The organism is Brevibacillus parabrevis (genome assembly GCF_022701015.1).
Taxonomy (GTDB): domain Bacteria; phylum Bacillota; class Bacilli; order Brevibacillales; family Brevibacillaceae; genus Brevibacillus; species Brevibacillus parabrevis.
The window spans coordinates 5,076,785-5,101,226 of sequence record NZ_CP064090.1; the positions used below are offsets into that span (position 1 = coordinate 5,076,785).

The 24,442-nt window shown below is 53.3% G+C and carries 23 protein-coding genes; 2 read left to right on the plus strand and 21 right to left on the minus strand.

Annotated elements, in window-relative coordinates; all coding sequences use genetic code 11:
* Nucleotides 1–2 precede the first annotated feature (2 nt).
* Together IRJ17_RS23400 and IRJ17_RS23405 are read right to left on the minus strand one after the other, a co-directional pair.
* Nucleotides 3–1,247, minus strand: a complete 1,245-nt coding sequence (locus IRJ17_RS23400) for an ATP-binding protein (RefSeq protein WP_122964243.1) — start codon at nucleotides 1,245–1,247, stop codon at nucleotides 3–5.
* 15 nt (nucleotides 1,248–1,262) lie between these two features.
* On the minus strand, nucleotides 1,263–3,077 hold the full coding sequence (locus IRJ17_RS23405; protein WP_242772029.1) for a PP2C family protein-serine/threonine phosphatase: 1,815 nt from the start codon (nucleotides 3,075–3,077) through the stop codon (nucleotides 1,263–1,265).
* A 176-nt stretch (nucleotides 3,078–3,253) separates the two neighbouring features.
* Between IRJ17_RS23405 and IRJ17_RS23410 the strand changes: the two genes are divergently transcribed.
* Nucleotides 3,254–3,439 (plus strand): hypothetical protein, encoded by a 186-nt coding sequence (locus tag IRJ17_RS23410; RefSeq protein WP_063230156.1) that lies wholly within the window; start codon nucleotides 3,254–3,256, stop codon nucleotides 3,437–3,439.
* A 40-nt stretch (nucleotides 3,440–3,479) separates the two neighbouring features.
* On the opposite strand, the gene IRJ17_RS23415 is transcribed toward IRJ17_RS23410, so the two are convergent.
* From IRJ17_RS23415 to hemA, 19 genes are all read right to left on the minus strand, one after another.
* On the minus strand, nucleotides 3,480–4,475 hold the full coding sequence (locus IRJ17_RS23415; RefSeq protein WP_122964244.1) for a protein kinase family protein: 996 nt from the start codon (nucleotides 4,473–4,475) through the stop codon (nucleotides 3,480–3,482).
* Nucleotides 4,462–5,460: a phosphotransferase gene (locus IRJ17_RS23420; RefSeq protein ID WP_122964245.1), complete on the minus strand. Its 999-nt coding sequence runs from the start codon at nucleotides 5,458–5,460 to the stop codon at nucleotides 4,462–4,464. Before IRJ17_RS23420 ends, IRJ17_RS23415 begins: the two co-directional genes overlap by 14 nt.
* A gap of 14 nt (nucleotides 5,461–5,474) precedes the next feature.
* A complete protein-coding gene (locus tag IRJ17_RS23425) occupies nucleotides 5,475–6,941 on the minus strand; it encodes a LysM peptidoglycan-binding domain-containing protein (RefSeq protein ID WP_173597478.1) in 1,467 nt (488 codons plus the stop codon).
* A 176-nt stretch (nucleotides 6,942–7,117) separates the two neighbouring features.
* Nucleotides 7,118–8,527 carry a protoporphyrinogen oxidase gene (gene hemY, locus IRJ17_RS23430; protein WP_173597479.1) on the minus strand — a complete coding sequence of 470 codons (1,410 nt, stop codon included), beginning with the start codon at nucleotides 8,525–8,527 and terminating at the stop codon, nucleotides 7,118–7,120.
* Between the two features lie 12 nt (nucleotides 8,528–8,539).
* Complete coding sequence (hemH, locus tag IRJ17_RS23435) at nucleotides 8,540–9,472, minus strand: ferrochelatase (protein WP_122964248.1); 933 nt, start codon at nucleotides 9,470–9,472, stop codon at nucleotides 8,540–8,542.
* 16 nt (nucleotides 9,473–9,488) lie between these two features.
* Complete coding sequence (gene hemE / locus IRJ17_RS23440; RefSeq protein WP_122964249.1) at nucleotides 9,489–10,526, minus strand: uroporphyrinogen decarboxylase; 1,038 nt, start codon at nucleotides 10,524–10,526, stop codon at nucleotides 9,489–9,491.
* Between the two features lie 138 nt (nucleotides 10,527–10,664).
* Entirely contained in the window at nucleotides 10,665–11,513 is an 849-nt protein-coding gene (locus tag IRJ17_RS23445) for a DUF4097 family beta strand repeat-containing protein (protein ID WP_122964250.1), read from the minus strand.
* Nucleotide 11,514: 1 nt separating this feature from the next.
* A complete protein-coding gene (locus IRJ17_RS23450; protein ID WP_122964251.1) occupies nucleotides 11,515–12,066 on the minus strand; it encodes an HAAS signaling domain-containing protein in 552 nt (183 codons plus the stop codon).
* On the minus strand, nucleotides 12,053–12,382 hold the full coding sequence (locus tag IRJ17_RS23455; protein ID WP_122964252.1) for a PadR family transcriptional regulator: 330 nt from the start codon (nucleotides 12,380–12,382) through the stop codon (nucleotides 12,053–12,055). Before IRJ17_RS23455 ends, IRJ17_RS23450 begins: the two co-directional genes overlap by 14 nt.
* Before the next feature lie 111 nt (nucleotides 12,383–12,493).
* On the minus strand, nucleotides 12,494–14,368 hold the full coding sequence (locus tag IRJ17_RS23460) for a bifunctional metallophosphatase/5'-nucleotidase (RefSeq protein ID WP_242772032.1): 1,875 nt from the start codon (nucleotides 14,366–14,368) through the stop codon (nucleotides 12,494–12,496).
* A 66-nt stretch (nucleotides 14,369–14,434) separates the two neighbouring features.
* Nucleotides 14,435–15,247, minus strand: coding sequence for an alpha/beta fold hydrolase (locus IRJ17_RS23465; RefSeq protein WP_173597480.1), 813 nt, complete (start codon nucleotides 15,245–15,247; stop codon nucleotides 14,435–14,437).
* 134 nt (nucleotides 15,248–15,381) lie between these two features.
* A complete protein-coding gene (locus tag IRJ17_RS23470) occupies nucleotides 15,382–16,191 on the minus strand; it encodes a HipA family kinase (RefSeq protein ID WP_229049887.1) in 810 nt (269 codons plus the stop codon).
* A 116-nt stretch (nucleotides 16,192–16,307) separates the two neighbouring features.
* Complete coding sequence (locus IRJ17_RS23475; protein ID WP_122964256.1) at nucleotides 16,308–16,784, minus strand: GyrI-like domain-containing protein; 477 nt, start codon at nucleotides 16,782–16,784, stop codon at nucleotides 16,308–16,310.
* Between the two features lie 134 nt (nucleotides 16,785–16,918).
* Nucleotides 16,919–18,214, minus strand: a complete 1,296-nt coding sequence (gene hemL / locus IRJ17_RS23480) for a glutamate-1-semialdehyde 2,1-aminomutase (protein WP_242772034.1) — start codon at nucleotides 18,212–18,214, stop codon at nucleotides 16,919–16,921.
* A 7-nt stretch (nucleotides 18,215–18,221) separates the two neighbouring features.
* Nucleotides 18,222–19,196 carry a porphobilinogen synthase gene (gene hemB, locus IRJ17_RS23485; RefSeq protein WP_063230142.1) on the minus strand — a complete coding sequence of 325 codons (975 nt, stop codon included), beginning with the start codon at nucleotides 19,194–19,196 and terminating at the stop codon, nucleotides 18,222–18,224.
* A gap of 1 nt (nucleotide 19,197) precedes the next feature.
* The gene (locus IRJ17_RS23490) at nucleotides 19,198–19,992 is read right to left on the minus strand and encodes a uroporphyrinogen-III synthase (protein WP_242772036.1); all 795 of its coding nucleotides are present in this window, start codon (nucleotides 19,990–19,992) and stop codon (nucleotides 19,198–19,200) included.
* Nucleotides 19,989–20,918, minus strand: coding sequence for a hydroxymethylbilane synthase (gene hemC, locus IRJ17_RS23495; protein ID WP_122964259.1), 930 nt, complete (start codon nucleotides 20,916–20,918; stop codon nucleotides 19,989–19,991). Before hemC ends, IRJ17_RS23490 begins: the two co-directional genes overlap by 4 nt.
* A gap of 24 nt (nucleotides 20,919–20,942) precedes the next feature.
* A complete protein-coding gene (locus IRJ17_RS23500) occupies nucleotides 20,943–21,761 on the minus strand; it encodes a cytochrome C assembly family protein (RefSeq protein WP_063230139.1) in 819 nt (272 codons plus the stop codon).
* 66 nt (nucleotides 21,762–21,827) lie between these two features.
* Nucleotides 21,828–23,189 carry a glutamyl-tRNA reductase gene (gene hemA / locus IRJ17_RS23505; RefSeq protein WP_122964260.1) on the minus strand — a complete coding sequence of 454 codons (1,362 nt, stop codon included), beginning with the start codon at nucleotides 23,187–23,189 and terminating at the stop codon, nucleotides 21,828–21,830.
* Between the two features lie 281 nt (nucleotides 23,190–23,470).
* Here hemA and IRJ17_RS23510 point away from each other — a divergent pair, with 281 nt between their 5' ends.
* The gene (locus IRJ17_RS23510) at nucleotides 23,471–24,412 is read left to right on the plus strand and encodes a DMT family transporter (protein ID WP_305852251.1); all 942 of its coding nucleotides are present in this window, start codon (nucleotides 23,471–23,473) and stop codon (nucleotides 24,410–24,412) included.
* The last annotated feature ends 30 nt before the right edge of the window (nucleotides 24,413–24,442 follow it).

Sequence of the window (24,442 nt, forward strand, 5' to 3'; positions counted from 1 at the left end):
CATCAGCTTGGCAACGCACTCTCCAAAATAAGCTTGGTCCCTTGTGCTGTGCTGCTCAAATAAATACGATCGCAGTATTGCAGCATGACATGAAAGCCCGCACCGAGGGAATTTCGCGTCGAAAATCCTTGCTGCAGCGTCGCTCGCGGCAAGTCCTCCAGCAAAATCCCCTGCCCCTGGTCGTGAATGACAACCCGGCAAAGTCCCAGATCGTTTGCTATGTACAAAGTAATCGTTCCACCGCTTCCATGCTTGAGTGTATTCGAAGCCGCTTCGTTAACCGCCACCAAAAATTGCAGCAATCGGTTGGCAACAAGCCCCAACGGCTCAAGAGCACGCTTGAACGCTCGCCTGAGCAAAGCCAGATCGCCTGGCTCCTTGATGTCCATCGCCAGCGATTTCCGGCCCTCCCGCAGCAAAAAAAACAGCTCTTCGTCGCTTAGCAGCAGCAGCTTTCCGGCGGTAACCACCCCTAAAATATCGCGGTAAATCTCCCATTCGCGCCGCTTTCTCATCCGTTCTTCCGCGATAGCTGCCGTGACATCGATCAGGGCAATCCCACAGGTACGGTCCGGGAGATCGGAAACATACATCTCGAATACTTTTTTCCCGTCGCCGCTGACGATCTGCTCCCGCAGCGATTCGCCTGCGCCACGAACAGCCGCTTCGTTGATCAGACGCTGCATCTGTGTCTCGACATCCGGATCTGCCCGACTCGATCCAAGCGGGCGGATGTTTCCGTCATCAAAAAGGTAGAGGAAGATCGATTCGATTTGCCGCAGGATCGACAGCTTTTGCAGCTCCTGTTTAATCAGCCGTCCTCGCTCGTCGTCGCGATCTTTCCAATTAGTTAATACGTCTGTAGGGTCCAATTCGCCACGCAAATGCCAGGTGTGAAATTCTTCCAGAAGCAATCGCTCCAGAACTTCTTCTTTGCGCAAAACCTTCTCGATATCAACGACATAGTAAGGAACACCGTTGATTCCCTGCAGCCCGCTGCCGATAATGCGAAAATCGAAAGCGAGCTCGACCTCCATGCGTCCATGCAATTGTTTGGACGGACTAAGCAGGCCGATAGCTGTCCGGCTGACTGCTATCAATTGCGCTTGACTTGTTTCCATTGTCGCAAGCTCCGTCACTTTTACCTTGCGCGGCGGCAACACTTTTTGGGCGGACCCGCCAGAACGGAGCTCCAGAAGACAGTTGCGACAAGAGGGATTGTCCGGACACTGTTCACACAGAATCACCGTTCATCCTCCTATTCACGGGCGCTTCAGCTCGGGTACTCCCAACAGTACAGGAGTTTCCTTTCCTCTATGTCCAGCAGAAGAGCCGGACTGAAACTGCAAAATCAAAACGGATATGTCATCGGTTTGCTGGCCTTGGCGCATCATCGCCCACAGGTACGATTCCACACGCTCAATCGTCTCTTCACTGCCCGGCTCGTGCTCGTCCAAAAGAACAGCAAGTTCTTCGAGCAAACCGTGAGAGCTTCGCAGCACATCTTTTCTTCCCGTATCCAATAATCCATCTGTGTATAGTAGTAGTATACCCTCTTCTTTCAAGGGTACTTCCTCAAGCTGATAGGTGCTATCCGCCAAAAGCCCTAGTCCTACGCCCCCGTTGCAGCGCAGAACCGCTTTTTTCGTCGCCGACAAATAGAGCGGCTGCGGATGGCCTGCCCTGGCAAGCAAAATTTTGTGCTGGACAGAGTCGTAGACGGCGACCAGCATGGTAATGTACGAGCGCGTTTTGGCCAAATCAGTATACAGCAGCTGATTCAACCGCTGCAAAATGTCGTCCGGCGACGCGTTGTTTTGCAGCACCGCCCTTACGGCAATGCGAATGCCTGTCGCCCAAATGCTCGCAGGCAGACCGTGCCCGGATACGTCCGCTACAATAAAACAAGTGTAGCGTTCATCAATCGGGACAAAATCAATGTAATCTCCGCCTACGTAAGTGACCGGAACAAAAACGGTTCTGGCGCGCAATCCGTCCACCCGCCATTCCTCTTTCGGAATCAGCATGGACTGGATTCTGCGAGCCAAGCCCATCTCCAGCTCAAGCTCTTTCAGCTCTGACGACTGGTGCTCATGCAGGCAGCGCAAGATCAATCCCCGCACGGTCACGAGCAGCAGCTGGAAAAACGATTGCTCCAGCTCTTTTGTTTCCATATCGTACTCGTTGCATACAGTCTGAGCCAACAGCCTGACATAGCGGGGTGTCTTGGCGGTGTCCCACTGCTCCGAGACGACAATCCGCTCCTCGACGAAGTGCGCAGCGCCATGGTCGTCGCGTCTGCCCCGCTCCATGTGAAAATAAACATCCCCGTGCTCGGACTCCCAACTGATGCCAATGTAAGCAAGTGTTTTGATTTGATGAAACCAGACATCTACAAGCTCAGTCGTTATGCGGTGAATGCTATCGTAATGGACGTCGCTCACGCTGATTTTGTTGCTCGCAATCAGCAATTCCTCGTAATTTTGCTTGAGTTCCTCAACGAGAGACAGCTGATTGTTCATCCACTCCGTATGGGCGAGCTGCTGGGTAAGCCTCGATTCCAGAGAGCTGACCGACGATAGCGTCTCCGACATGAGATGCTGGTTGTCCCTATTGTTTAAGTATGTCCGAACGCTCGTATAGCCAACAGCTATAGCCAATCCTACTTTAGCATAAAACGGCATTTCCGGCAGCGCAAGCAAGGAAGCAGTGATGACCAGAAGAATCACCTGCACGATGCCTGTGTGCTGCCTTGTGCTCATTTGCCAGTCCATTAAAAGCTGGGCACCCTTGATTTGCGTTTTCGCGCGCAGCGGTCTGTGCGTCAAAAGCAAAAAGAGCAAGGAAACGATGCCCGCCAGATAAGTCCCTGAACAAAACGGCACCCCTAGCCCGTGACCGATCCAGGCGAAAGCAAGAACGAGCAAACTGCCAAGTCCCCAGGCAATCAGTCCGATCCCTTGCAAAAAAGAAATGTCAAACCATCTATGCGGTTGCCGCTGCAAGCCGCACGATAAGAAAATCAAATACACACCTATACCTATCCCTGACAAGTAGAGTGCTATTTTCCAGATCATTCGCTCACCTTTACACGTTCGTCCTAGCCTTCCTGCCCTATACGTTCCCGTTTCCTCCCATTCTCAAACCCATATGTTCAAATATACGTAAACAAGAAAGAAATCTCGTTTTTTCGCTGCGGAAATCTAGGCACTGACCCAGCCCACCTCGCATATGCTGAAATGAGGTGATAACGATGATGAATTTTCGCTGGAAGTACAACCCTACCTACCTGCGAATCAAATATGGATGCAAGCAAGTGTTGATTCCCTTGATGATTTTTCAGTTCATCCGCACCGTCCTGTTTCCCACCTCGTTTGACGTGATCCTTCTCGGCCTGCTCGCCCTTTTGTACGTGGCGATCGTGCTGGAGTGGCTGTAAATGCAAAAAGCAACGCCCCACCTTTGTGAGACGTTGCTCGTCAAAAAGCTTGCTGGACCCAACGGTGCAACCGCATCAGACGGTCCATATCTTTTTCCAGGCGCTTCACCGCGTACAGCTCACTCCAATCTTTGCGATTGTGGTAATAGACGTCGATGTCCCTCATGATTCGTTCCGGGTACGACAGGAACGCTGCCAACAGCTCGATTTCTTCCGGTCGCAAGGGAAAAATGGCTGCGTAGCGATGGTACAGCTGGGAGGCGCCTGCTTCATCCCCCGCCAGTTGGAAATACGTCCGGTAAAACAGGGTGAGGTCGCGCACAGGCGTGTCAAAGCTGGCTCGATCAAAATTGAGCAGCTTTCCCTTCCCCGAGCGATCCGGCACGATATGCGCGGGGTGCGGATAGCCGTGAATCAGCGACAGGCGAAAATGCGCATGTGTCTCATGCCGTTCTTTCCAGTCGGTCAAAAGGTCGGTGGCTGTCTGGCTCATCTCCGTCACAAACGCTTTGTTTGCCAAAAAGACGAGGTCGAACGGAGAAGGATACTGCCGCCCTCCCGCCACTTCCGCCGCCTTTTCCATCTGGCCTTGCCAATACTGCCAGCGATTCAGCAGCGAGTCGATCAGCGGCTCTACCTGTCGCGGATCGTCGAAGCGATAGTTTTGCGTCAGATGATGAAGCTCGGCCAGCCGCTCGATGGCTGGAGTTGCCCACGCCAGCGGCTGCTCTGTCCACTCCTCGCTCCCCGGCTGCCAGGGCGTCACATAGTACACCGCATCCCCCAGCACAATAAACGGGTCATCGAATTTCGTATACGTAAAAGGAACCGCTCCATCCCAGCCTCGCTGCTGCAGCTGGCGCAGCATGTCGCTTACGAAAACGAGCCGCTTGGCAGACACGTTCGCCCGCTTGCAGACGTAAGAGCCGTAGGGAGTCGTCGCCTTGAATACGTTTGGTTCTTTTAGAAGATCGATGCTCTGCGCGTACATATCGTACTCTTGAAACAACGGATAAACATCGTCATATCGGCTCATCTACTCCCTCCCTCCTCGTCTGCTCAGCCCGGTACGCAATGTGCTGAAGCAACTGGTCTACCGACTCTTGAATGCGCAGCGCCTGCTCGATCGCTTTTACCGATGCTTCTTCCCTGTTCGCAATCCGTCTGGTGTAGGCTTCCATGCTTTTGTACACTTCGCGAGGACGAGCCATAAAAGCGAGCATGACGGTGTAATCTCCGTAGGTGAGCGGCTTGACCTCCTCGTATCCGTCGAGAAAAGCGTCAATTTGCCCCAGATCTTTATGCGTCAAGTAATGATCCCGCAGAAAACTCGCCACGTCTCTTTGCTGAACGGACAAGGCTGGCCGGAAAAAGCCCCTCAGGTACAGCTCGCCTTTCACCATGCCCCAATTGTCCCGCAGCAGCTCCCGATGCGACACACTGACGGTTTCCGGCGTAATACTCGGATGAGTGAGCATGGCCGAAGAGCGCTCCATTCGCTGAAGCATCGGCTGCATCAACTCTGCTACCCATCTTTTTTCTCCCGGCTCGCGTCCGTGCTTGTTCCGAAACGCTTCTGCGAACGCCTTGGCCTTCGTCCATTTGGCATCTGCACCGATTTGCTCTTGCTTCAAGTAATCGATCCCCGACAAGATGGGACTTTCCTGCTGAGACAAGTGCATCATGCCAATGACTCGGCCACACCTGTAAGCCCATTCCGTCCCAGGCTCGCACGCTTCGATGTGCCGGGCGTGGTCGGTCATGGTGACGCCACGCTTGCCTACAACCAGAAACGGCTTGGTCTCTCGCGTACGTATGAACCTTTCCACTACGCGAAACCCCTGACGAGCCAATCGCTCGCGCCAGGCAAACGACCAGCGCATCACATCCACACGCGGCCAGACGTGGAGTTCCTTGGGGCCCCGGTTAGTCTCCAGTAAATAGCAGTCATCGAGCGGCGTGATTCGAATCACGCGCGCCCGATAATGCTGGCAAACTTCGGAGAGATCGATCTTATCCACGGTCCCCCACTCCTTTATTGCGGGATGTACAAAATTTGTCCCGCGACAACCTGTTCGGAAGCGAGCCTGTTCACTTCCACGATTTTGGACACTGGCAACGAATAGCGCTGGGAAATATGCTCCAGCGTCTCGTCACGCTGAATGATGCACATCTTCAACTGACTTGTGCTCTCTTCCTTGCGCCGCACGAACGAGGTGAGATTATGCATCGCCTCCATCGTCCCGGGACTCGCCCCCACTGAAGAGCCGTGGCGGGAGGTGCTGGACGAGGACTCCGCTTCGCTGGCTTGCGCTTCCTGTTTGGCGCGACTGGCTTGCGAAAAGATGGTGGTGATGTTGACATTGGCCTTCTCTTCGCGGGAAGCCTTGCCGGAAATGGCTACTTTCAGCTCTGTCTCTTCCACCACTTCTGGCTGCGCAATTACTGGCTCTGCTTCCTCTTCCTCGAGGTCGGCATGCACTTCTTGTACGGCATTCGCATCGTAGGCAGACTCGTCAGGCTCACTCGCTACCGGAGCGTAATCAATCTCGTTCTGTTCGTGGATGGCAAGCACAGGTTCATCCGCGTCATGCTGTTTTCTCTCCTGCTCGCGGGCCTGAACATCCTGATAGGCAAGCGCATCGTACGCAGGGGAGTCGTACTGAGCCTCAGCCTGACCGTGCGTTTCGTAAGCGGCAGGATCGGCCATCCACGCTTTTTGCGGCTCACTTTGCGCCACCTCCTGCACCTCGCCATAATGTTCCTGCACTTCCCCGTATTGCGACGGGATATCCTCAGGATCGCTGTAGGCAATCGCGGGAGCGTCGAAAACGGACGGCGATTCAGTCGAGTCATAAGAAGCTGGCAATGCCTGCCGTTCCAGTTCTGCTTCGAGCGCACTCAGCTTTTCCTCGATTTCGTCCAGAGAGGCAGGTGAAGCGTACTCCTGATACGATTCGTCCGTCGCATGGGCGTATTCCCAGGCTCTCGCTTCCTCTGCAGCCGGTTCCTGATCGGCTGACGCTGGCTGGGCAGCCTGTTGTTCGCCCAAAAGAATCCCCATGATTTTCAAATCTGCATCAATCAGCATTTGATGCGGAGATTCCAGCTTGTAATCAAAGCTGTCTACAATCGCGTAAATGTCGCCAATTTCCGCAATCCGGTCCAACGGAATCGTAATGTTCAACGGGATGCGATGGCCGATTTGCTCCTCCCAGCCGTACTGCACCTCTTCCGACGCTTCCTGACGAAACGGCGGAAAAGTTACTGCCTCAACCAGAGTTTCCGTTCCGCCGCTGTTCGCTTCTGCGGCCTCCCTGATCGGCTCGTATTTTCCTACCAATTGCAAGCAACCCGTGATCGAGACATACGAATCGTTTTCCAGAACCTCGACATCAGGCACCAGTTCCAGCTCTTGCAATTCGCCGATTCCGGCTCTATCGGATGAGAGGAAAATGGTCTCCTTGATGGCAAACGAAAGCAGCCCATCCTGTAACGCCATTCGTGCTCCTCCTTTTCGAAAACTTGGGCTCCGCCAAGCTTTTTTTTGGGCGATGCCTTTGATGCGCCAAGGTCGATACGAGTTGTACAGGCATCCGATCGACCGAGTGCAGGACATTTCCCTATACTATATGGACAGGACGAGCCGTTTAGCACCGAAAAAAGGAAAAACCGGGGTTAGCTCCCCGGTTGCACAGATGCGATCCATTCCAATATGGCTTTTTTTCCTTGGGCAATACAATCCGGCACACCTACACCGTCGTAGGATGCCCCTGCCACCATGACCCCCGGCAGGCTGGCTTTCAGCTTTTGTTTCACGTCCCGCACCCACGCCTGATGTCCGACTACATATGGAATCGCGTTTTGCAGACGGGTGACACTGTAAAACTCCGGCTCTTGACGGATGGTCATGATCTTGCGCAAATCGCGCAGCACAACTTCCAGAATCTCTTCGTCGGTCATCTGCATAAAGGCTTGCTCTGTCGCTCGCCCGACGAAGCTTCTCAAGAGCGCCTTGTTGTTCGGCACCATGTGCGGCCATTTCCGATGCGCCCACGTACACGCCGTAATCGTCGCACCGGAGTGGCGCGGCACGATGAAGCCTGTCCCTTCCATCCCCAGCTCGATCCCGCTCTCCGGAAAAGCCATGGCAATCGTCGCTACCATGTGCGGCTTGGCGTTCTCCAGTGTCGCAACATTGGCAAAAGGCCGCAGCAAAGGCTCCGAGACAGCGTGGGGTACGGTGAACAAAACGGCGTCCGTCTCAAGCAGCTGACCGTTTGTCAAAGCGAGCGCATACTTGCCGTCTGGCCGTTTTTCCAGCTTGGTGACCCCTGTGCCTTTCAGCAACACTTCACTAGGCAAGCTTTTTTCAATGCCTTCCACCAACGATTGCAATCCGTTCGCAAGCGTCAGGAAAATGCCTTTTGGCTTGCCAGGTGCTTTCGACTGCGGGCGCGAATGCTTCATCGCGAGAATCAGGCTGCGGTGCTGCTTTTCCATTTGCGCGAACTGCGGAAAGCTCGCCAGCAAGCTGAGGTGGTCGAGATCCCCGGAGTAGACGCCTGACAGAAGCGGAGAAATGAGGTTGTCGATCACTTCATCCCCCAGCCTGCGCCGGAAAAATTCGCCTACGGAAATATCCGCATCGCCTTTGGAGGCAGGCAAAATCAAGTCGGCTGCTGCGCGGATTTTGCCTGGCCACGAGATCAGGTCTGTCGTCACAAACGGCATCAGCTTGGTCGGCACCCCCATCACGGCGCCTTCCGGAATCGGCTGCAAGCGATTTTTGTGCCAAATGTAAGCCTGTCCGGTGCTGTTGCGCACCAGTTCATGCGCAAGCCCCAAATCGGCTGCCAGCTCGCCTGCGCTCGTTTTCCGCTCCAAAAACGAATCCGGTCCCAGCTCGATGACAAAGCCTTCGTGCCGCCACGTCTTGATCTTTCCGCCCAGGTGATCCTGCTGTTCGAGCAGCTGATAGGAAATCGGCAGCCCTTTTGCTTCGATCTCTTTTTGCAAGTAAAAAGCAGCGGTCAATCCGGTGATGCCGCCGCCAACAATCGTTACATGATAAGATTTCTCGCTCATGTGATCAATCCCCTAGTTCGCCAGCTTTTTCCCGATCGCATCAGCCAGACAGGAAATAAACGCAGGTCTGGCGTTAGGCATCGGAGGGCGATGGTAGTGAACACCCAGCTCTTCCGTTACTGCCTTGCATTCCATATCATTGTCAAACAACACTTCGAGGTGCTCGGCTACGAACCCGACCGGACAATAGACGAACGACTGGTAGCCGTGCTCTTTGTACAAGTCTCTCGTCAAATCTTGAACGTCTGGCCCAAGCCACGGCTCTGGCGTGTTGCCCGCACTCTGCCAGCCGATAGCATAGCGGGAAATTCCGGCCTGCTCGGCAATCAGCTTGGCTGTATCCTCCAGTTGCTGCGGATAAGGATCGCCAGACTTCAAGATTTTTTCCGGGAGACTGTGGGCAGAGAAGATGACGACGGCTTGTCCGCGTTCTTCTTCCGGCATCGAGGCAAACGTACCCGCAATCGCTTTCGCCCAGTATTCAATGAAGCCCGGTTCCAAATACCAGCTCTCGATGCTCTCGATTTTCGGGCCCTGGATCGATTCGGAATGCTCCTGCGCTCTGCCGTTGTACTCTTTTACGCTGTAGCTGGAGTAATGCGGAGCGAGAACCAGACTTACCGCCTCTTCAATACCGTCTCGCTTCATCTGCTCGACAGCATCCTCGATGAACGGGGCAATATGCTTCAACCCCAAGTATCCGACAAACTCCCGATCGGGATAACGCTTGTTCAGTTCCGCAGTCAGCGCTCGCACCTGCTCGTCCGTAATATCCGCAAAACGGTTCAGCCCATCTACCGCCTCATAGCGGGCTCTCAAGTCGTCAAGCAGTTCTTGCGGCGGTTTGCGGCCGCGGCGAATGTGCGTGTAGTATGGTTCGATTTGCTCAGGGCTGCGCGGCGTTCCATACGCCATCAGCAAAAGCCCTGTTTTTGGCTTCGACATTTCCAACCCCTCCTGGTCACACGTCCCGTTTGTAGCTATGAATGAACGCGGTCAATTTTTGCAGCGTTTCTACCTTGGCGTCAGGGAATACACCGTGCCCCAGATTGAAAATGAAACCTGGCTGTTTTGTACCTTCGTCGAGAATCTCTTTCGCTTTTGCTTCGAGCTTCTCCCAAGGAGCAAGCAGCAGCGTCGGGTCGAGGTTGCCCTGGAGCGTTTTGGTCACACCCATATTGCGCGCTGTCGTGATGGAAGTGCGCCAGTCCAGACCGACGACATCCACAGGCAAGCGGTTCCAATCCAGCAAAAGATGACCCGCACCGATTCCGAAGTAGATGGTCGGCACTCCTGTTTCTTTCAGCGCTTGAAAAATCCGGGTCATGACAGGCGTTATGTACTCGCGATAATCTTCGTCGTTCAACGCGCCTACCCATGAGTCAAACACTTGAACCGCTTGCGCCCCGGCCTTGATTTGCGCCTTCAGGTACGTGATCGTCAAGTCGCCGAGCTTCTCCATCAGCGCCTGCCAAGCTGCTGGTTCCGTGTACATGAAAGCTTTGGTCTTGTGGTAATGCTTGGAAGGGCCGCCCTCGATCATGTAGCTGGCAAGGGTGAACGGCGCTCCCGCAAAACCGATCAGCGGAACAGACAACTGCTCGCGCAACAGCTTGATCGATTCCAAAATATACGGCACGTGCGTTTCCGGCTCCAGGTCGAGCAGGCGCTGCACATCCGCCAATGACTCAATCGGATTGGCAATCACCGGGCCAATTCCCGACTCGATGTTCACGTCGACACCAATCGGTTTTAGCGGGGTCATGATGTCCGCGAACAAAATGGCGGCATCTACGCCCAACTGGTCTACAGGCAGGCGTGTCACTTCTGCGCACACTTCCGGTATGTAATTCATCTCAAAAAAGGTATACTTCGCGCGAATTGCGCGGTATTCGGGCTGGTATCGTCCCGCCTGGCGCATGTACCAGACAGGGACATGCTCTGTCGCCTCCCCGCGGCATGCTTTCAAAAACGTATCGTTAAATGGTTTTGAAGTCATGAATAATCCTCTCTTTGCACAATAATCTGTCCCATCAATATGATACCACTGGGCATTCGACAAGTAATGACTCTTTTGTGTCAAAATCTTTTCGTTTCGCGCTTTCCAATCCTATCCACCATTGTTGCCAAACTTCTTCTATTGAATGCGGATATCTCCCGTAGAAGTCTTGACATACACCTTCGGCCCCGCTGTTCCGAGCGTTCCTTTCATGTAATACCTGTCTTTTTCCTCGTAGGACATCCCTTGCCAGCCAGCCTCGATCGTTCCCGTATCTGTGGAAAGTTCCAGTTGCGCCTTTTCCGGCTGCTTTTCCACTTCCATCCGCACATCGCCCGTATCGGTCCGAATTGTCGTATTTTGCGTCAACTCAGGCAAAATCAGCTTGTCGATGTCTCCTGTGGCCGTGTCGATCGTTACAGCGGCGCGGATTCCGGCAAGCTGCATATCCCCCGTGTCGGTCTGTATGTCCAGCCGCTCACCCGCGAAGCCGTTCAACTCCAAATCACCCGTGTGAGACGCGATGTCGGCTTTTCTCGCAGTCAACGCCCCGCTGGTGATATTGCCTGTGTCGGTTTTCAAGCGAATGCTCTCATACTGCTTTTCCGGCAGCGTCACTTCCAGCTTCAAGTCGTCGTTGCCTATATAGAAAAGGCTCACGCGCAGCTTTTCCTGAACGTACACCACAAGCGTCCCGTCCGGCCTTACTTCGCTCGTAAATTGCAGGCGATCTTTTTGCATCTCGGCAACTTCTCCGACGAGCCGCACAGTCGCTTTCTCTACTTTTGCCGGCGTAATGACCAAATCTGCGGTTCCTGTGCTCACATCCACTGCCTTGAAATCTTGCTCAATCGTTTGCTGCTGCTCGACTTTTTTTAGCGAGAAGGCGAAATATTCTTGCTTGGAAAACAGCCAAACAAGCCCGCACACCCCGATGATAAACAGCAGAAAGCTGATGCCGAACAGCTTTTTTCCCCAATTTTTCATCTTATTTCCCCCTGATCATCTGCACGTTAAATTGCAGATACTTTAGGAACATGCTGTAAATCCACTTGGTGAAGCGCAGCAAGCCTACCGTGAGCATTCCTCCCAGTCCGACCGATACAAGGCTGCCAAACAAGAGCAAGAGCCGTTCCTGCGACGGTTCGGGATACCCGTATTCCATCAAAATGCCAAACGGTGCCACCAAAAGCGAGAAGGAGACGGCATAGCAGGCGATCAGCACGCCGATCAAGCCAAAAAACGGCCCGAGGACAAACAGCAGATTGAAAAAGCCCAGACTGATCGTGGCGAGAATGGCTCTGGACATATTGCTTACCGATGCGTTGGACTGCGCCTGATCAATCCGGTAGCCGGCCAAAAGCTCTCTGGCAATCGTTTTTGGGCTGCCCAGGCTTTCCGCAATTTCGTGCTCACTTTTTCCTTGCTTGATCCCGATCAAAAAATGTTCGGTATAATCAGCCAGGATGTCCAGACGCTCTTTGTCAGGCAAATCGCCAAGCAACGCGCCCAGCTCATCCATAAACTCACGTCTTGTCATACCCCAGTCCCTCCTCTATCATTTCGTTGACCCCGCGGTTGAATATGCGCCACTCCAGCACGAGATCATTCATGTAGCGTCTTCCCTGCTCGGTCAGCCGATAATATTTTCGTGGCGGCCCTTCTTGCGATTCTGTCAGATAGGTTTCAAAAAAGCCCTCCAGGGTCAATCGGCGCAGCAAAGGGTAGACGGTCCCTTCCGCAATATGAAACTTCTCGGAGATGCTCGCGACCAGTTCATATCCGTATCTGTCGCGTTTGGCGGTCAACACGAGAACACACAGCTCCAGGACACCTTTTTTAAACTGTACGTTCATTGTCCATCACCCATGTCAAAGCTTACCAAATTGCTACTGTATATTGCAAGGTACTTTATGATAGAAAAGACAGGGAAGTGAACATCTTCCCTGTCTGATCCGTCACAACCTTTATTTTACTTCGACAATACGTCCTTCTACTTTCGGATTGACCACTTTGCGCTTCATCAATCCTTCTTCCACGATGCTGTACATGGACAAGCCTGTGTTGAAGAACGGCTTTTTAAAGGACTCGTAGCCATCGCCTCCAGCTGCCAGGAAGTCGATGGTCGCTACTTTGTAAGTTTTGGTCAGGTCAAGCGGCTTGTCGCCTACCTTCACTTCCAGGACGCGCTCGCCAACCGGTTTTGTCGGGTTGTAAGTAAAGCTCATGCCGCTGATTTGCGGGAAGCGTCCTGCTCCTGTGCCCACTTGGCTCACGCCGTTTTCCAGCGCCTGCTTCAGCTCTTCTCCCGTCACTTCCACAACAGACAGTGTGTTGTTTTCAAATGGGAGCAGCGTGTACAGGTTTTTCTTTGTAATGTCTCCAGCCGGAAGCTGTGTACGGATACCGCCGCCGTTTGCCAGCGCTACATCCGCTTCATGTCCTTTGATCGACTTCGTGCGCTCCAGCATGATATCGGTAATCAGGTTACCTACGTTGGTTTCCTTCGCGCGTACAAGCGTGCGGTCGCCGTCCAGCGGAACCTCGGATTTTGCAATGACCACATTCATGACGGAATCAATTTTCTTCACAATTTCCTGAACCATTTTGTCAACTTCCGGATCGGCAACGACAGTTTCATCGTATTCTTTCAAGCCGCCGCTGAATGCAACCAGCTCTTTGCCCAGGTAGTACAGGTCAGCGCGTCCCAAAGACTTGCCGTATTCCCAGTCCTGAACGATGTATGTGCCGTTGACCAGCTCAGGCTCTTTCAGTGGCGTATGGGAGTGGCCGCCGACGATCAGGTCGATGCCAGGAACGTTTTTCGCAATTTCGCGGTCCACATCTACCCCGATATGGGAGACGACGATGACGTGATCGACTTCTTTTTTCAGTTGCGGCACAACTGCTTTTGCCACTTCAACCGGGTTCTTGAAGGTCAGACCCTTCACGTTGTCAGGGTGAGTCAAAACAGGAGTGTCTTCAGCCACAAAGCCGACAAACGCGAATTTTTTGCCGCCGATTTCAGCCTTGAAGGTTGGCAGCAACAGCTCTTTGCCATCCGCTTTGAATACGTTCGCGGAAATGACCGGATGTTCCAGCATGTCGCGCAGTTTCAGCAATTGCTCGTAGCCGAAGTCAAACTCGTGGTTGCCCGCTGCCATCACATTGTAGTCGAGGCTGTTCAGGATTGGAACGACGGATTCGCCCTTGAACTGGTTGACGAATACGGTTCCTTGGAACGTATCACCTGCATCCAGCAAAAGGAAGTTGTTGTTTTCCGCACGCCATTCTTTCAGCAAGGTGGCGATTTTAGCGAAGCCAAATTCTTTTTGGCTTTTGTCTTCCTGAATGTGTCCGTGCGTATCGTTTGTGTGAGCGATGGTTACGTGTGTCGTCGCAGCGTCACCCAACGCCTGGAAAAACTCTCCGCGCGTCACGTTCGCCTTGTTTCCGAAAGCGACTTTGTAGCCCAGCTTTTCAGCCATTTGCGTCAGTTTTGCAGAAGTGACCACTTGAGTCGGATTTTTGAAGTCGTCCTGGGATACTGCCCCTTGGCCTTTTGCCCAGTCCAGGTAAGGAGTTGCCCAGTGCGCGCCTTTTGCTGCCGCACCGATTTGAGCGCCTTTGAGTTTGGCGAATACAACGGTTGCCTCAGCGAGCGTTACGGTACGATCCAGAGCCAGGTCGCCGTTTTGCCCTGCTGTTACGATCGCTTTTTTCACCATCCAGTCCACGTGTTTGACAGGATGCAGTGGAGCTGCGAGTGCGGAGGACGACAGCAACGATGCGAAGACAACCGATGCAAACGCCATCATGGTAATGCGACGTGCTTTTTTCATAGGAAATTCCCCTCTCATCTATGTATGCAAAAAGATAGGATAACGCTTCCATTATAGCAAAATTTGCTAGGCTGATGGTGCAGATTTGCTGTTTTTTCCGACAAAATCGGCTATGGCTTCTGACAGTTGCTCCGGCACTTCCAGCATCCCCATGTGTCCGGCATCAGGCAACAACCTATGAACCACATGACTTCGTTCCACAGTGAACGTTTTTTCTACCGGAATGATCTGGTCTTTTGCCCCTGCAACCAAAAGCACAGGCAGCGCTGTCTCTTGCAAAACGCGATTGCGGTCCGGGCGATCTCGCATCGCATAAAGCGTTTGAATCGCGCCAACCGGACTGGTGGCGAACCCGATGTCTTTTGCGGTTTGGACCTCTTGCGTGAGTGAAGCGACGTGATCAGGTGCAAACAGCTTGGGCACAAGCGCTTTGATAAACGGCTCCATCCCGTTTTCGCGAATGCTGTCGGCTCCTTTGTTGCGATTCGCCTTGGCCGCCTCGTCATCCGGGAACGGCGTGGAGTGAAGCAGCCCGAAGCTTGCCAGCTTGTCCGCGTGCTTTTCGGCAAAAGCGAGTGTCACATAGCCGCCGAGCGAATGGCCGAACAGATGGAATTTCGCAAGCCCTGTTGCTTCCGCCCAAAGCGCGATGTCCTCGGCAAACCGTTCCATGGAATAAGGCTCGTCCGGAGCAGCGCTGTGGCCGTGTCCCCGCAAATCAACAGCCAATACACGGTGAGTGCGGGACAACAACGGGATCAGCTTGTCCCAGTAGCGCGAGCTGCCGCAGAAGCCATGTAGCAAGACGACTGTTTCCCCTGCCCCCTCCTCTACATAGGCGAGCTTGACTCCGTTTGTCAGTTGAATTTCTTTTCGCATGTGCATCGCTCCTTGGTGATTGGTTCAGCCTGCCCGCGTGCCAGTTGCCAGCGCTGACTGCAACGCTTGAAAAAACAGCCTCCTCCAGGCCATCTGTTCCACTTCATTTACTAGATGGGTCAAGCACTCCAACGCTACCCGAAATGCTTGGAAATCCGCTTCAATGCCTTTTTCAAATGCTTGCGACGGCACAGCAGCACTTTTTCGATAAACCGTTTTTCTGCCCGGGTCAACAAGCCCTTCGGTACTCGGCGAATCGCTTTTTTGAGCTTTCCTTTGGGCAAGGACTGGATTTTCTTGACCATTTTTTCCAGTTGCTTGCGGTTGTCGCGGGTAAAGCGCTTCAGCCCTTTGGGAATGCGCTGTTTTTTCTTTTCGCCGGAATGCAGGCAAAACTTGTAGGCTTTTTTGCAGGAAAACTTTTTCCTGGCGCGGCGCAGATTCCATTTAGTAGGATTACCAAATAAGGAAATCCCATGATCGATTCCGTACCATTTGTACTTCTTCCACGACTTTTTCTTGTGCAGAATCAGGTTGCGGTTGGAGCGATCCGGGTTGAGAATCCAGGCGTCAAAAGCGACGAGCCGCGCCAGCTTTTTGGCGCCTTTGATATGCTTGTGCGGTTTTTTCAGCCATTTCTTTTTGACTTTTTTCCAGTGGATCACCTTGCTGCCTTTGCCCTTGATGGAAATAATTCCACGCTTGATCCGGCCGTTTGGCCCGCGCACATGGGCTTGCATCACTTTTGCGACAGGCACCCCGAGGCTTTTCGCCAAATGCGCGGCGATGTACTCGTTTGCTACGAGAATGCGGTAATTTTTGCGATGATGCCGATATACGGTCGATTTGAAGTATCCCTTGCGTCCTTTGCGGCTTTTGACCTTCCAGATCAGCCGGCCGTACCGTTTACGCAGGCGCTTCCGATAACGCCATCTCAATCTCACCACCTGTACACCTCGTCCCTGTTTTTTAACAGTATACGAATTTGGGTGCAGAATGGTGAAATCAAAAGGAACATCTCCTCGCCAAAAAGCAAAAAGAGGTGTTGTTCCCTTGTCGCTTAGCGGAGCGGAATGAAAATTTCGTACGTGTTCTCCGCTCTTTGCCGGGGATGCACGGAAGGAATGAAGCGCTGGTCGTACCGTTCCATGCGCAAAGCTTGCGGATCGACCTGGTGGCCGTGTGCGTCAAGCCAGCCAAACAACTGACGGTACGTGTCCTGCACCGTCTCCATCGGTCCTGCATGGGTGAAGCGGGCGTACGTTCTGGCTGGAAGCGTGAACCCGACCATGCCAGGAGGAATTTTTTCAAAGCCTTCTACCTCTACCACGATATACTCGGTATACATTTGGTACGTCTGGTTCTCGTCACTGATGTCATAGCGCACGTCGGGCTGCACCATAAGCGGAATCTCCCCTTGTCGCTGCAAAAACGTTTCCCACAGCTTGGGCATGTGCTCGATCAACATGGAAAACGAGCCGGAAAAGCTGAGTCCTACCACGTGTTTTTCTGGCACCTGTACAATTGTTCCTTCCATGACTCCACCTCGCTCTTTTTTGCTCCCCTCGTATTCTCATCCGTTGTGGCAATATCCTGCTTCTTCCAGCCGATCTTTACAAAAAAACTAAAAAAACACCTCCTGCGCAGTTGCAGAAGGTGTCTCTCTCTTGTTTATTCAGCTTCCAGCGCCTTTTTCATAGCGCGGTAGCTCGCTTCAATCGTCCGTTCAATGTCCTCTTCCGTATGTGCCAAGGAAACGAACATCCCTTCAAACTGGGACGGCGGGATCATGACGCCTTCTTCCAGCAAATAGCTGAAGTAAGCCGAGAAGCGGTCCAAATCAGCTGTTTTCGCCGTCTCGTAGTTGATGACTGGCGTATCGGTAAAGAATAGGCATACCATGGAGCCAACCCGGTTGAGCGTGTGCGGGATACCCAGCTTGCGCGCATTTTCTGCCAGTCCCTCACCCAGTCGCGCAGACAGCTTTTCCAAATACTCGTAAGCACCTGGCTTGCTCAGCTCTTGCAAGGTAGTCAAGCCTGCCGCCATCGCCAGCGGGTTGCCGGACAGCGTTCCCGCCTGATAGATCGGTCCTGCCGGGGCAATCTGCTGCATGATTTCCCGTTTGCCGCCGTACGCTCCCACCGGAAGACCGCCGCCGATGACTTTGCCCATCGTGGTCAGGTCAGGCGTGATGCCGTACAGTTGTTGAGCGCCGCCAAGCGCTACACGGAAGCCTGTCATGACTTCATCGAAAATGAGCAACGCGCCGTATTGCTTGGTGATTTCACGCAGCCCCTCCAAAAAACCGGGCTGTGGCGGCACTACGCCCATGTTGCCTCCGATTGGCTCGACAATGACCGCAGCCAGATCGTCGCCAAAATGCTCGAAAGCGAGCTTGACGCTGTCCAAATCGTTGTATGGCACTGTGATTGTATTCACAGCGGTTCCTTCTGGCACGCCCGGACTATCCGGCAAACCGAGCGTCGCTACGCCAGAACCGGCTTTGATCAGCAGACTGTCGGCATGGCCGTGGTAACAGCCTTCGAACTTCATGATTTTGTTGCGCTTCGTGTAGCCGCGGGCGAGACGCAGAGCGCTCATCGTCGCTTCTGTACCCGAGTTGACCATGCGCACAACTTCCACGGATGGAACCAGCTCACATACGAGCTTCGCCATCTCGGTTTCGCGCTCTGTCGGAGCACCGAAGCTGGTTCCGAGCGCAGCGACTTCCGTAATCGCCGCCAGCACGCGCGGATGCGCATGACCGAGAATCAGCGGTCCCCACGAGCCGATATAGTCGATGTAGCTGTTGCCGTCCACATCAAAAATGCGGGAGCCTTCCCCTTTTTCAATGTAGACAGGATTGCCGCCCACACTTTTGAACGCCCGCACCGGGCTGTTCACTCCACCAGGTATGTAATGCTGTGCTTCTGTAAACAACTGAGTCGATTTTTCTCTCATCATCTTTTGCTCACCTCGCCAGCCATTTTGCTACATCTTTGGCATGATACGTAATAATCAAGTCTGCACCAGCCCGTTTGAAGCCAAGCAGCGCCTCCATTACGATGCGCTCTTCATCAATCCAGCCGTTGAGGGCTGCCGCTTTGACCATGGAGTATTCGGCACTCACGTTGTAGGCGACGATCGGCAGGTTGAAGTTCTCGCGCAGGCGCAGCACCATGTCCATGAAAGCCAGACCTGGCTTCACGATCAAAAAGTCTGCCCCTTCTTTTACATCAGAAGCCGCTTCCCGCAGCCCTTCCCGTGCGTTTGCCGCGTCCATCTGGTAGCTTTTGCGATCGCCGAATTGCGGTGTCGAACCAGCAGCATCGCGGAATGGGCCGTAGAAGGCAGAAGCGTATTTCACTGCGTAGGACATGATCGGAATATGGGAGAAGCCAGCTTCATCCAAAGCTTCGCGGATCGCAACGACAAATCCGTCCATCATGTTGGAAGGAGCGATGATGTCAGCGCCCGCTTTTGCCTGGGATACCGCTGTTTTTGCCAATAGCTCAAGCGTCTCGTCGTTGACGACTTCGCCATTGTGAATGACGCCGCAATGACCGTGGTCCGTGTACTCACACAGGCACGTATCGGCAATCACGATCATTTCCGGGTGGGCTTCCTTGATCTGACGGATGGCTTGTTGCGTAACCGCATCGTCGTTGTACGCCTCTGTCCCGCAAGCGTCTTTGTGCTCAGGCACCCCGAACATCAGCACGGACTGGATTCCCAGCGCCACAATCTCTTTCATTTCTTCCGCCAAAACATCCAGGGAGAACTGGTACACGCCTGGCATCGAAGCAATTTCATTTTTGATGCCGGTTCCTTCCACGACAAACAAAGGATAAATCAGATCTTCCAGGTGAATGTGATTTTCTCGTACCAGATTGCGCATAGCCGCGCTTTGGCGCAGACGGCGATGACGGTCAAATGTAAGTGCCATGTCAATTCCCTCCCAGATTCTCTAGTAAAGCTTCTAACAGTCCATCCACCGTGTACTCGCTCGCGACCACGTCGACAACAAGCCCGTTCTGTCTGGCTGTATCCGCTGTGATCGGACCGATGCAGGCAATCCGCACCTGATCGAGCCAGCCTGGCGTCGCATAAGGCGACATCGCCTGGATGAAGTGAGTCACGGTAGACGAGCTGGTAAACAAGATGACATCAATGCGACCTTGCTGCAACTCTTTTGCCGCTTCCGGCGCAAGCGATGCGTCGATGACCGTATGATAAACGTCCACCTCTGTCACCGCAAGCCCCCGTTCTTTCAATTCGGCTGGCAGCTCTTTGCGGGCAATGTCCGCTCGCGGCAGCAAAACACGCTGGCCTGGGCGGAGCTGTTCGTGCAAACTGGCGAGCAATCCCTCGGCTACGTAGTCGGAAGGGATCACGGCAACCTCAAGACCGTGGCTGGTCAGAGCCTGAGCCGTCTTGGGACCGACTGCGGCAATCCTCCCTGCGAATGCTTGAAGACCGACTTCCAGCTGCTGCATCCGATCCAGAAAAAAACGCACGCCATTGACACTCGTAAAAATGACCCACTCATAGCTGGACAACTCGGCGATGGCTTCATCCAGCCTCGCATTGTCCGCAGGCGGGATCATTTTCAGAAGCGGAAAGGCATAAGCCTCTCCGCCCAAATGTTCGATTTTGTCCACCAGCTCCTGAACCTGGCTTTTGGCGCGCGTCACCATGATCTGCTTGCCTGTCAGCGGCCCGCGCGATCCGACGGCTGTCATTCCTGGTTCTCCCGCAAAACTTGTGCGAGCACCTCGCCCGCTCCTTGCGCGAGCAGCGCTTCCGCCACCTGAACGCCGAGCGCCAGCGCATCCGTGCCTGTCGCCGTGTTTTTGAACAGCTGTTTTCCATCCGGCGAGCCGACCATGCCTGTCAAAGTGATCTGCTTCGCCTCATCCACGGTCGCATACGCCCCGATCGGAACTTGACAGCCGCCTTGCAGCTTGTGCAGGAAGCTGCGCTCGGCTGTAACAGCCAGACGCGTAGGCTCATCATCAAGCTGTTTCAACAGGGCCAGCGTCTCTTCATCATCTGCGCGGCATTCGATGGCGAGCGCACCCTGTCCGACAGCTGGCAGGCTGATTTCCACGGGCAAATATTGCGAAATGTTTCCCGCATACTGGACGCGTTCCAGACCCGCTGCCGCCAAAATGATCGCATCGAAGTTGCCTTCTTCCAGCTTGCGGATGCGCGTATCAATGTTTCCACGCAGCGACTCGATCTGAATGTCCGGGCGATGCGCGAGAATTTGCGCACTGCGGCGCAGACTGCTGGTTCCGACCAGCGCCCCCTCCCGCAGCTCATCAAGCGTTTTTCCATCCAGGGAAAGCAGAACGTCCCGCGGGTCAACGCGCTTCGGAATCGCCCCGATCACGAGTCCTTCCGGCAATTCGGCTGGCATGTCCTTCAAGCTGTGCACCGCCAAATCCGTTTCCTTGTCGTACAAAGACTGTTCAATTTCTTTGACGAACAAGCCTTTTCCGCCCACCTTGGACAGAGTAACATCGAGAATCCGGTCGCCTTTTGTCACAATCTCATGCAGTTCAAAATCAGCTTCCGGCGCGATTTCCTGCAGTTTCGCTACAACCCACTTCGTCTGGGTGAGCGCCAGCTTGCTGCGCCGCGTACCCACTTTCCATTTTCCCATGACAGCCTCCTTGATGAACAGCCGCTACCACCAGCTGTGAAATGTAGATGTCGTGATTCCTAAGAAATTGATGAGCAAAAGCAAAAACGCCAAGACGTTCCATTGCGCCATCCTGCGCATTTGCATCGTATCGCGAAATCGCTTGTACAGCCAGAACGAATAGCTGGCCAAGACGAGCAAAGAGAGCACGACTTTGGAATCCAGCAAAAATTTCTCCGGCAGTACCATTTTTCCCCAAATGATCCCCAGCACAATCGAGAGCAGCAGCATCGGCACACCGAGCATATTCATCCGGTAAGCGTAGCCCTCCAATTGATCGAGACTGGGCAATCTGCGCAAAAGCGGAGTCCAGCGGCGCTCCTTGAGCATCTTATGCTGCAACAGGTACATCGCTGAAAAGATCATCGACAGCGAGAAAGCTCCGTAGCTGAACATCGCCAGCGTCACATGTGTCAACAGAAGCTCAGAGGTCAGCACACTGGATACAGCGACGATGGGCGTCTCTGGCAAAAACATCGACATGACCAGGACGACAAATCCGATGATATTTGTAAAAAAAACCAGTAAATCAATGCGAAAAAAATAGTGAATGGCAAGCGACAGACTTACCAGCACCCATGAGTAAAAAAACAGCGTCTCAAACAGTGTAATGACAGGAAAATAAGCTTTCATCACCGTTTGCGACACAAAAAAAGCGGTTTGCAAGGCCCAAACGACAATAAGCAACCCGAAAGCCAAACGATTGACTTTCCGGTTGCTTTGCAAGAAGTCGTTAAAATAGAAGAGAACACTTGCAGCGTAGAGAAAGATCGTCAGGTCGTAGATCCATCTCACCTCGGCCATGCACTCTCTCCCCTCTTTCCCTATCGGTTTCTATCGATGGCAGTATCGTTTTTGCAAAGAAGGTTGTTAGTCCGGCAGGCGGGAAGCCAATACCTTTTCACGAGCTGCTGGTTGTTTTGTTTTATCGTCTGCCCAGATCGCCTCCTGCTCTTTGCGTTCCAGGATTTCTTCCAGAGCAAACATCTTGGTGAAAATGTCCAGCACTTCTTCTCCGGATTTGGTAGCTGCCATCTCCTTCAGACGGACAACCGGATCATGCATTAGCTGATTGACGATCCCTTTTGTCGTCTTGCGGATGATGTGCATCTCGCGCTCCGTCAAGTTTGGCAGCTTGTTTTCAATCTTGCGCATCGCTTCGCCTTGAATGGTGAGCGTTTTTTCACGCAGGGCAGCGATCAGCGGCGCTACCCCGAGCGTCTGGTACCAGGCGGTAAACGCCATGATTTCCTCTTCGATCATAGCCTCCAGTCGCTCCGCTTCCCGCGAGCGCTCTGCGACGTTGCTTGCGACGATGCCTTCCAGATCATCGATATCGTACAAAAAGACGTTATCCAGATCGTGCAGATCAGGGTTCAGGTCACGGGGAACCGCAATATCCACCATGAACAGCGGGCGGTGCTTTCGCTGCTTCATGATCGGCGCCAAATCTTGCTTGCCGAGGACGTACCCGGTCGCTCCCGTCGAGCTGATGACGATGTCTGCGGTGAGCAGCGCCTCAGGCAACTGCTCCATCGTACAGGAATCCCCTTTGAATTTTTCCGCCAAAAGCTGCGCTCTCTCCAGCGTGCGGTTTGCTACCGTGACGCGTTCGGAACCGTTGGCGTGCAAATGTTTGGCAGTCAGCTCGCTCATTTTGCCCGCTCCGACAATCAGGACGGACTTCCCGGCGAAAGAGCCGAATATTTTTTTGCCCAGTTCAACCGCCGCATAGCTGACCGAAACGGCGTTTTGTCCGATAGCCGTCTCCGTATGGGCACGCTTCGCGAACGTAATCGCTTGCTTGAACAGCGTGTTGAACACGGTTCCCGTCGTTTTCTGCTCTTGCGCCATCAAAAAGGCATCGCGCACCTGACCGAGAATTTGCGTCTCTCCCATCACCATCGAATCAAGACCAGCAGACACTCTAAACAGATGGTCGATTGCCTGTTCGTTCTCTTTTATATAGAGGTGATCCTTGAATCGTTCTTTTTCCACACCGAACCATTCCGCCAAAAAACGACGCGAATAGTCCCGGCCGATATTCGCCTGATCGCAAACGACGTAAATTTCCGTACGGTTGCATGTCCCCAAGATGACACATTCTGCAATACTCTTCGTCTGGGAGAGAAGATGAAGAGCGCGCACAGTCCCATCATCGCTGAATGTAAACTTTTCGCGAACTTCGACAGGTGCCGTTTTATAATTTAAGCCCAGCAAAAGAATATCCATAATGTCCTCCCAGAATGACATACTTGCATACGCCATATGTAAAATGCACTATTATTATAACATTATGCCCGTAAACGGACATGAGTAATTGTGAAAAGTTTATTAACTGAACGCACTTTTGGGCGCTCATAGAGTCGAATCGCTAGGGTGCAAACCGCGGCAAAAAGCGACAAATGGCGCATAAATCCGCTTGAAATCCCATTGCCGATACCGTATGATGCTGGCTATACGTCTATAAATATAAAATTTCGTAAACAAGCCGGGAGGAGAGAAAAGAAGCATTGAGAAAACCATGGATGGCAGACATAACGCTGCTTCTTATCGCTTTGGTCTGGGGAACCACATTTTTAATCGTACAGCAGGCGATCGCCTCACTGCCCCCCAACACGTTCAATGCTGTGCGCTTCACAGTAGCCGCTCTGTTTTTGCTCGTCATTCTATTGATTCGCAATCGTCGCCAGCTTACCGAGTTCCGCGGTCCGATCATTCGCGCTGGCATCATTCTCGGCTTCTGGCTCTGTCTTGGCTACGCTCTGCAAACAGTCGGCCTGCTTTACACGACGCCTTCCAAAGCCGGATTTATTACAGGCTTGTCTGTCGTGCTCGTGCCGCTGTTCTCTTTTTTGCTTTTGCGCGACAGAATCAAGGTTGTCGCCGTCATTGGCGTGATTCTCGCAGCAGCAGGCTTGTATTTGCTGACCCAAAATCAGGAGTTTTCGTTCAACCTGGGTGATGCGCTCGTGTTCGGCTGTGCGATTTGCTTCGCCATGCAGATCGTTTTTACCGGAAAGTACGCGCCACACTTCTCGGCCTTGCCGCTCGCCATCGTTCAACTGGGCACCGTCGCGGTCATGAGCTGGCTCTACGCTTTTTTCTTCGAAGACTGGAGCCGTGCGTTTGATCCGGCGATCTTGTTCATCCCCGAAGTGGCAATGGGCCTGATCGTGACGTCGATCTTTGCGACCGCGCTTGCCTTTTTGGCCCAGACGGCTTTGCAAAAGCAAACCAGCTCGACGCGAGTGGCACTCATTTTCGCCCTTGAGCCTGTGTTTGCCGCCCTTACTTCGTACATCTTCATTCATGAAGTATTGAACGGACGACAGCTGACTGGCTGCTTGATGATTTTTACCGGAATGATCCTGGCAGAGCTGCCGATCGCCCAATGGCTCCAGCAAGCTCGCGAGCGAAAAGACAAAACAAAAGCAGGCCGCGAATCGGCCTGACTGAGTGGCAAAAATGACAGAAAAAAGGTT

Coding starts and splice junctions, on each gene's coding strand:
- IRJ17_RS23405 (WP_242772029.1), bottom strand. CDS start 3,077: ATGATCTGGAAAATAGCACTCTACTTGTCAGGGATAGGTATAGGTGTG.
- IRJ17_RS23410 (WP_063230156.1), top strand. CDS start 3,254: ATGATGAATTTTCGCTGGAAGTACAACCCTACCTACCTGCGAATCAAA.
- IRJ17_RS23415 (WP_122964244.1), bottom strand. CDS start 4,475: ATGAGCCGATATGACGATGTTTATCCGTTGTTTCAAGAGTACGATATG.
- IRJ17_RS23425 (WP_173597478.1), bottom strand. CDS start 6,941: ATGGCGTTACAGGATGGGCTGCTTTCGTTTGCCATCAAGGAGACCATT.
- hemY (WP_173597479.1), bottom strand. CDS start 8,527: ATGAGCGAGAAATCTTATCATGTAACGATTGTTGGCGGCGGCATCACC.
- hemH (WP_122964248.1), bottom strand. CDS start 9,472: ATGTCGAAGCCAAAAACAGGGCTTTTGCTGATGGCGTATGGAACGCCG.
- hemE (WP_122964249.1), bottom strand. CDS start 10,526: ATGACTTCAAAACCATTTAACGATACGTTTTTGAAAGCATGCCGCGGG.
- IRJ17_RS23445 (WP_122964250.1), bottom strand. CDS start 11,513: ATGAAAAATTGGGGAAAAAAGCTGTTCGGCATCAGCTTTCTGCTGTTT.
- IRJ17_RS23450 (WP_122964251.1), bottom strand. CDS start 12,066: ATGACAAGACGTGAGTTTATGGATGAGCTGGGCGCGTTGCTTGGCGAT.
- IRJ17_RS23455 (WP_122964252.1), bottom strand. CDS start 12,382: ATGAACGTACAGTTTAAAAAAGGTGTCCTGGAGCTGTGTGTTCTCGTG.
- IRJ17_RS23460 (WP_242772032.1), bottom strand. CDS start 14,368: ATGAAAAAAGCACGTCGCATTACCATGATGGCGTTTGCATCGGTTGTC.
- IRJ17_RS23465 (WP_173597480.1), bottom strand. CDS start 15,247: ATGCGAAAAGAAATTCAACTGACAAACGGAGTCAAGCTCGCCTATGTA.
- IRJ17_RS23475 (WP_122964256.1), bottom strand. CDS start 16,784: ATGGAAGGAACAATTGTACAGGTGCCAGAAAAACACGTGGTAGGACTC.
- hemL (WP_242772034.1), bottom strand. CDS start 18,214: ATGATGAGAGAAAAATCGACTCAGTTGTTTACAGAAGCACAGCATTAC.
- hemB (WP_063230142.1), bottom strand. CDS start 19,196: ATGGCACTTACATTTGACCGTCATCGCCGTCTGCGCCAAAGCGCGGCT.
- IRJ17_RS23490 (WP_242772036.1), bottom strand. CDS start 19,992: ATGACAGCCGTCGGATCGCGCGGGCCGCTGACAGGCAAGCAGATCATG.
- hemC (WP_122964259.1), bottom strand. CDS start 20,918: ATGGGAAAATGGAAAGTGGGTACGCGGCGCAGCAAGCTGGCGCTCACC.
- IRJ17_RS23500 (WP_063230139.1), bottom strand. CDS start 21,761: ATGGCCGAGGTGAGATGGATCTACGACCTGACGATCTTTCTCTACGCT.
- hemA (WP_122964260.1), bottom strand. CDS start 23,189: ATGGATATTCTTTTGCTGGGCTTAAATTATAAAACGGCACCTGTCGAA.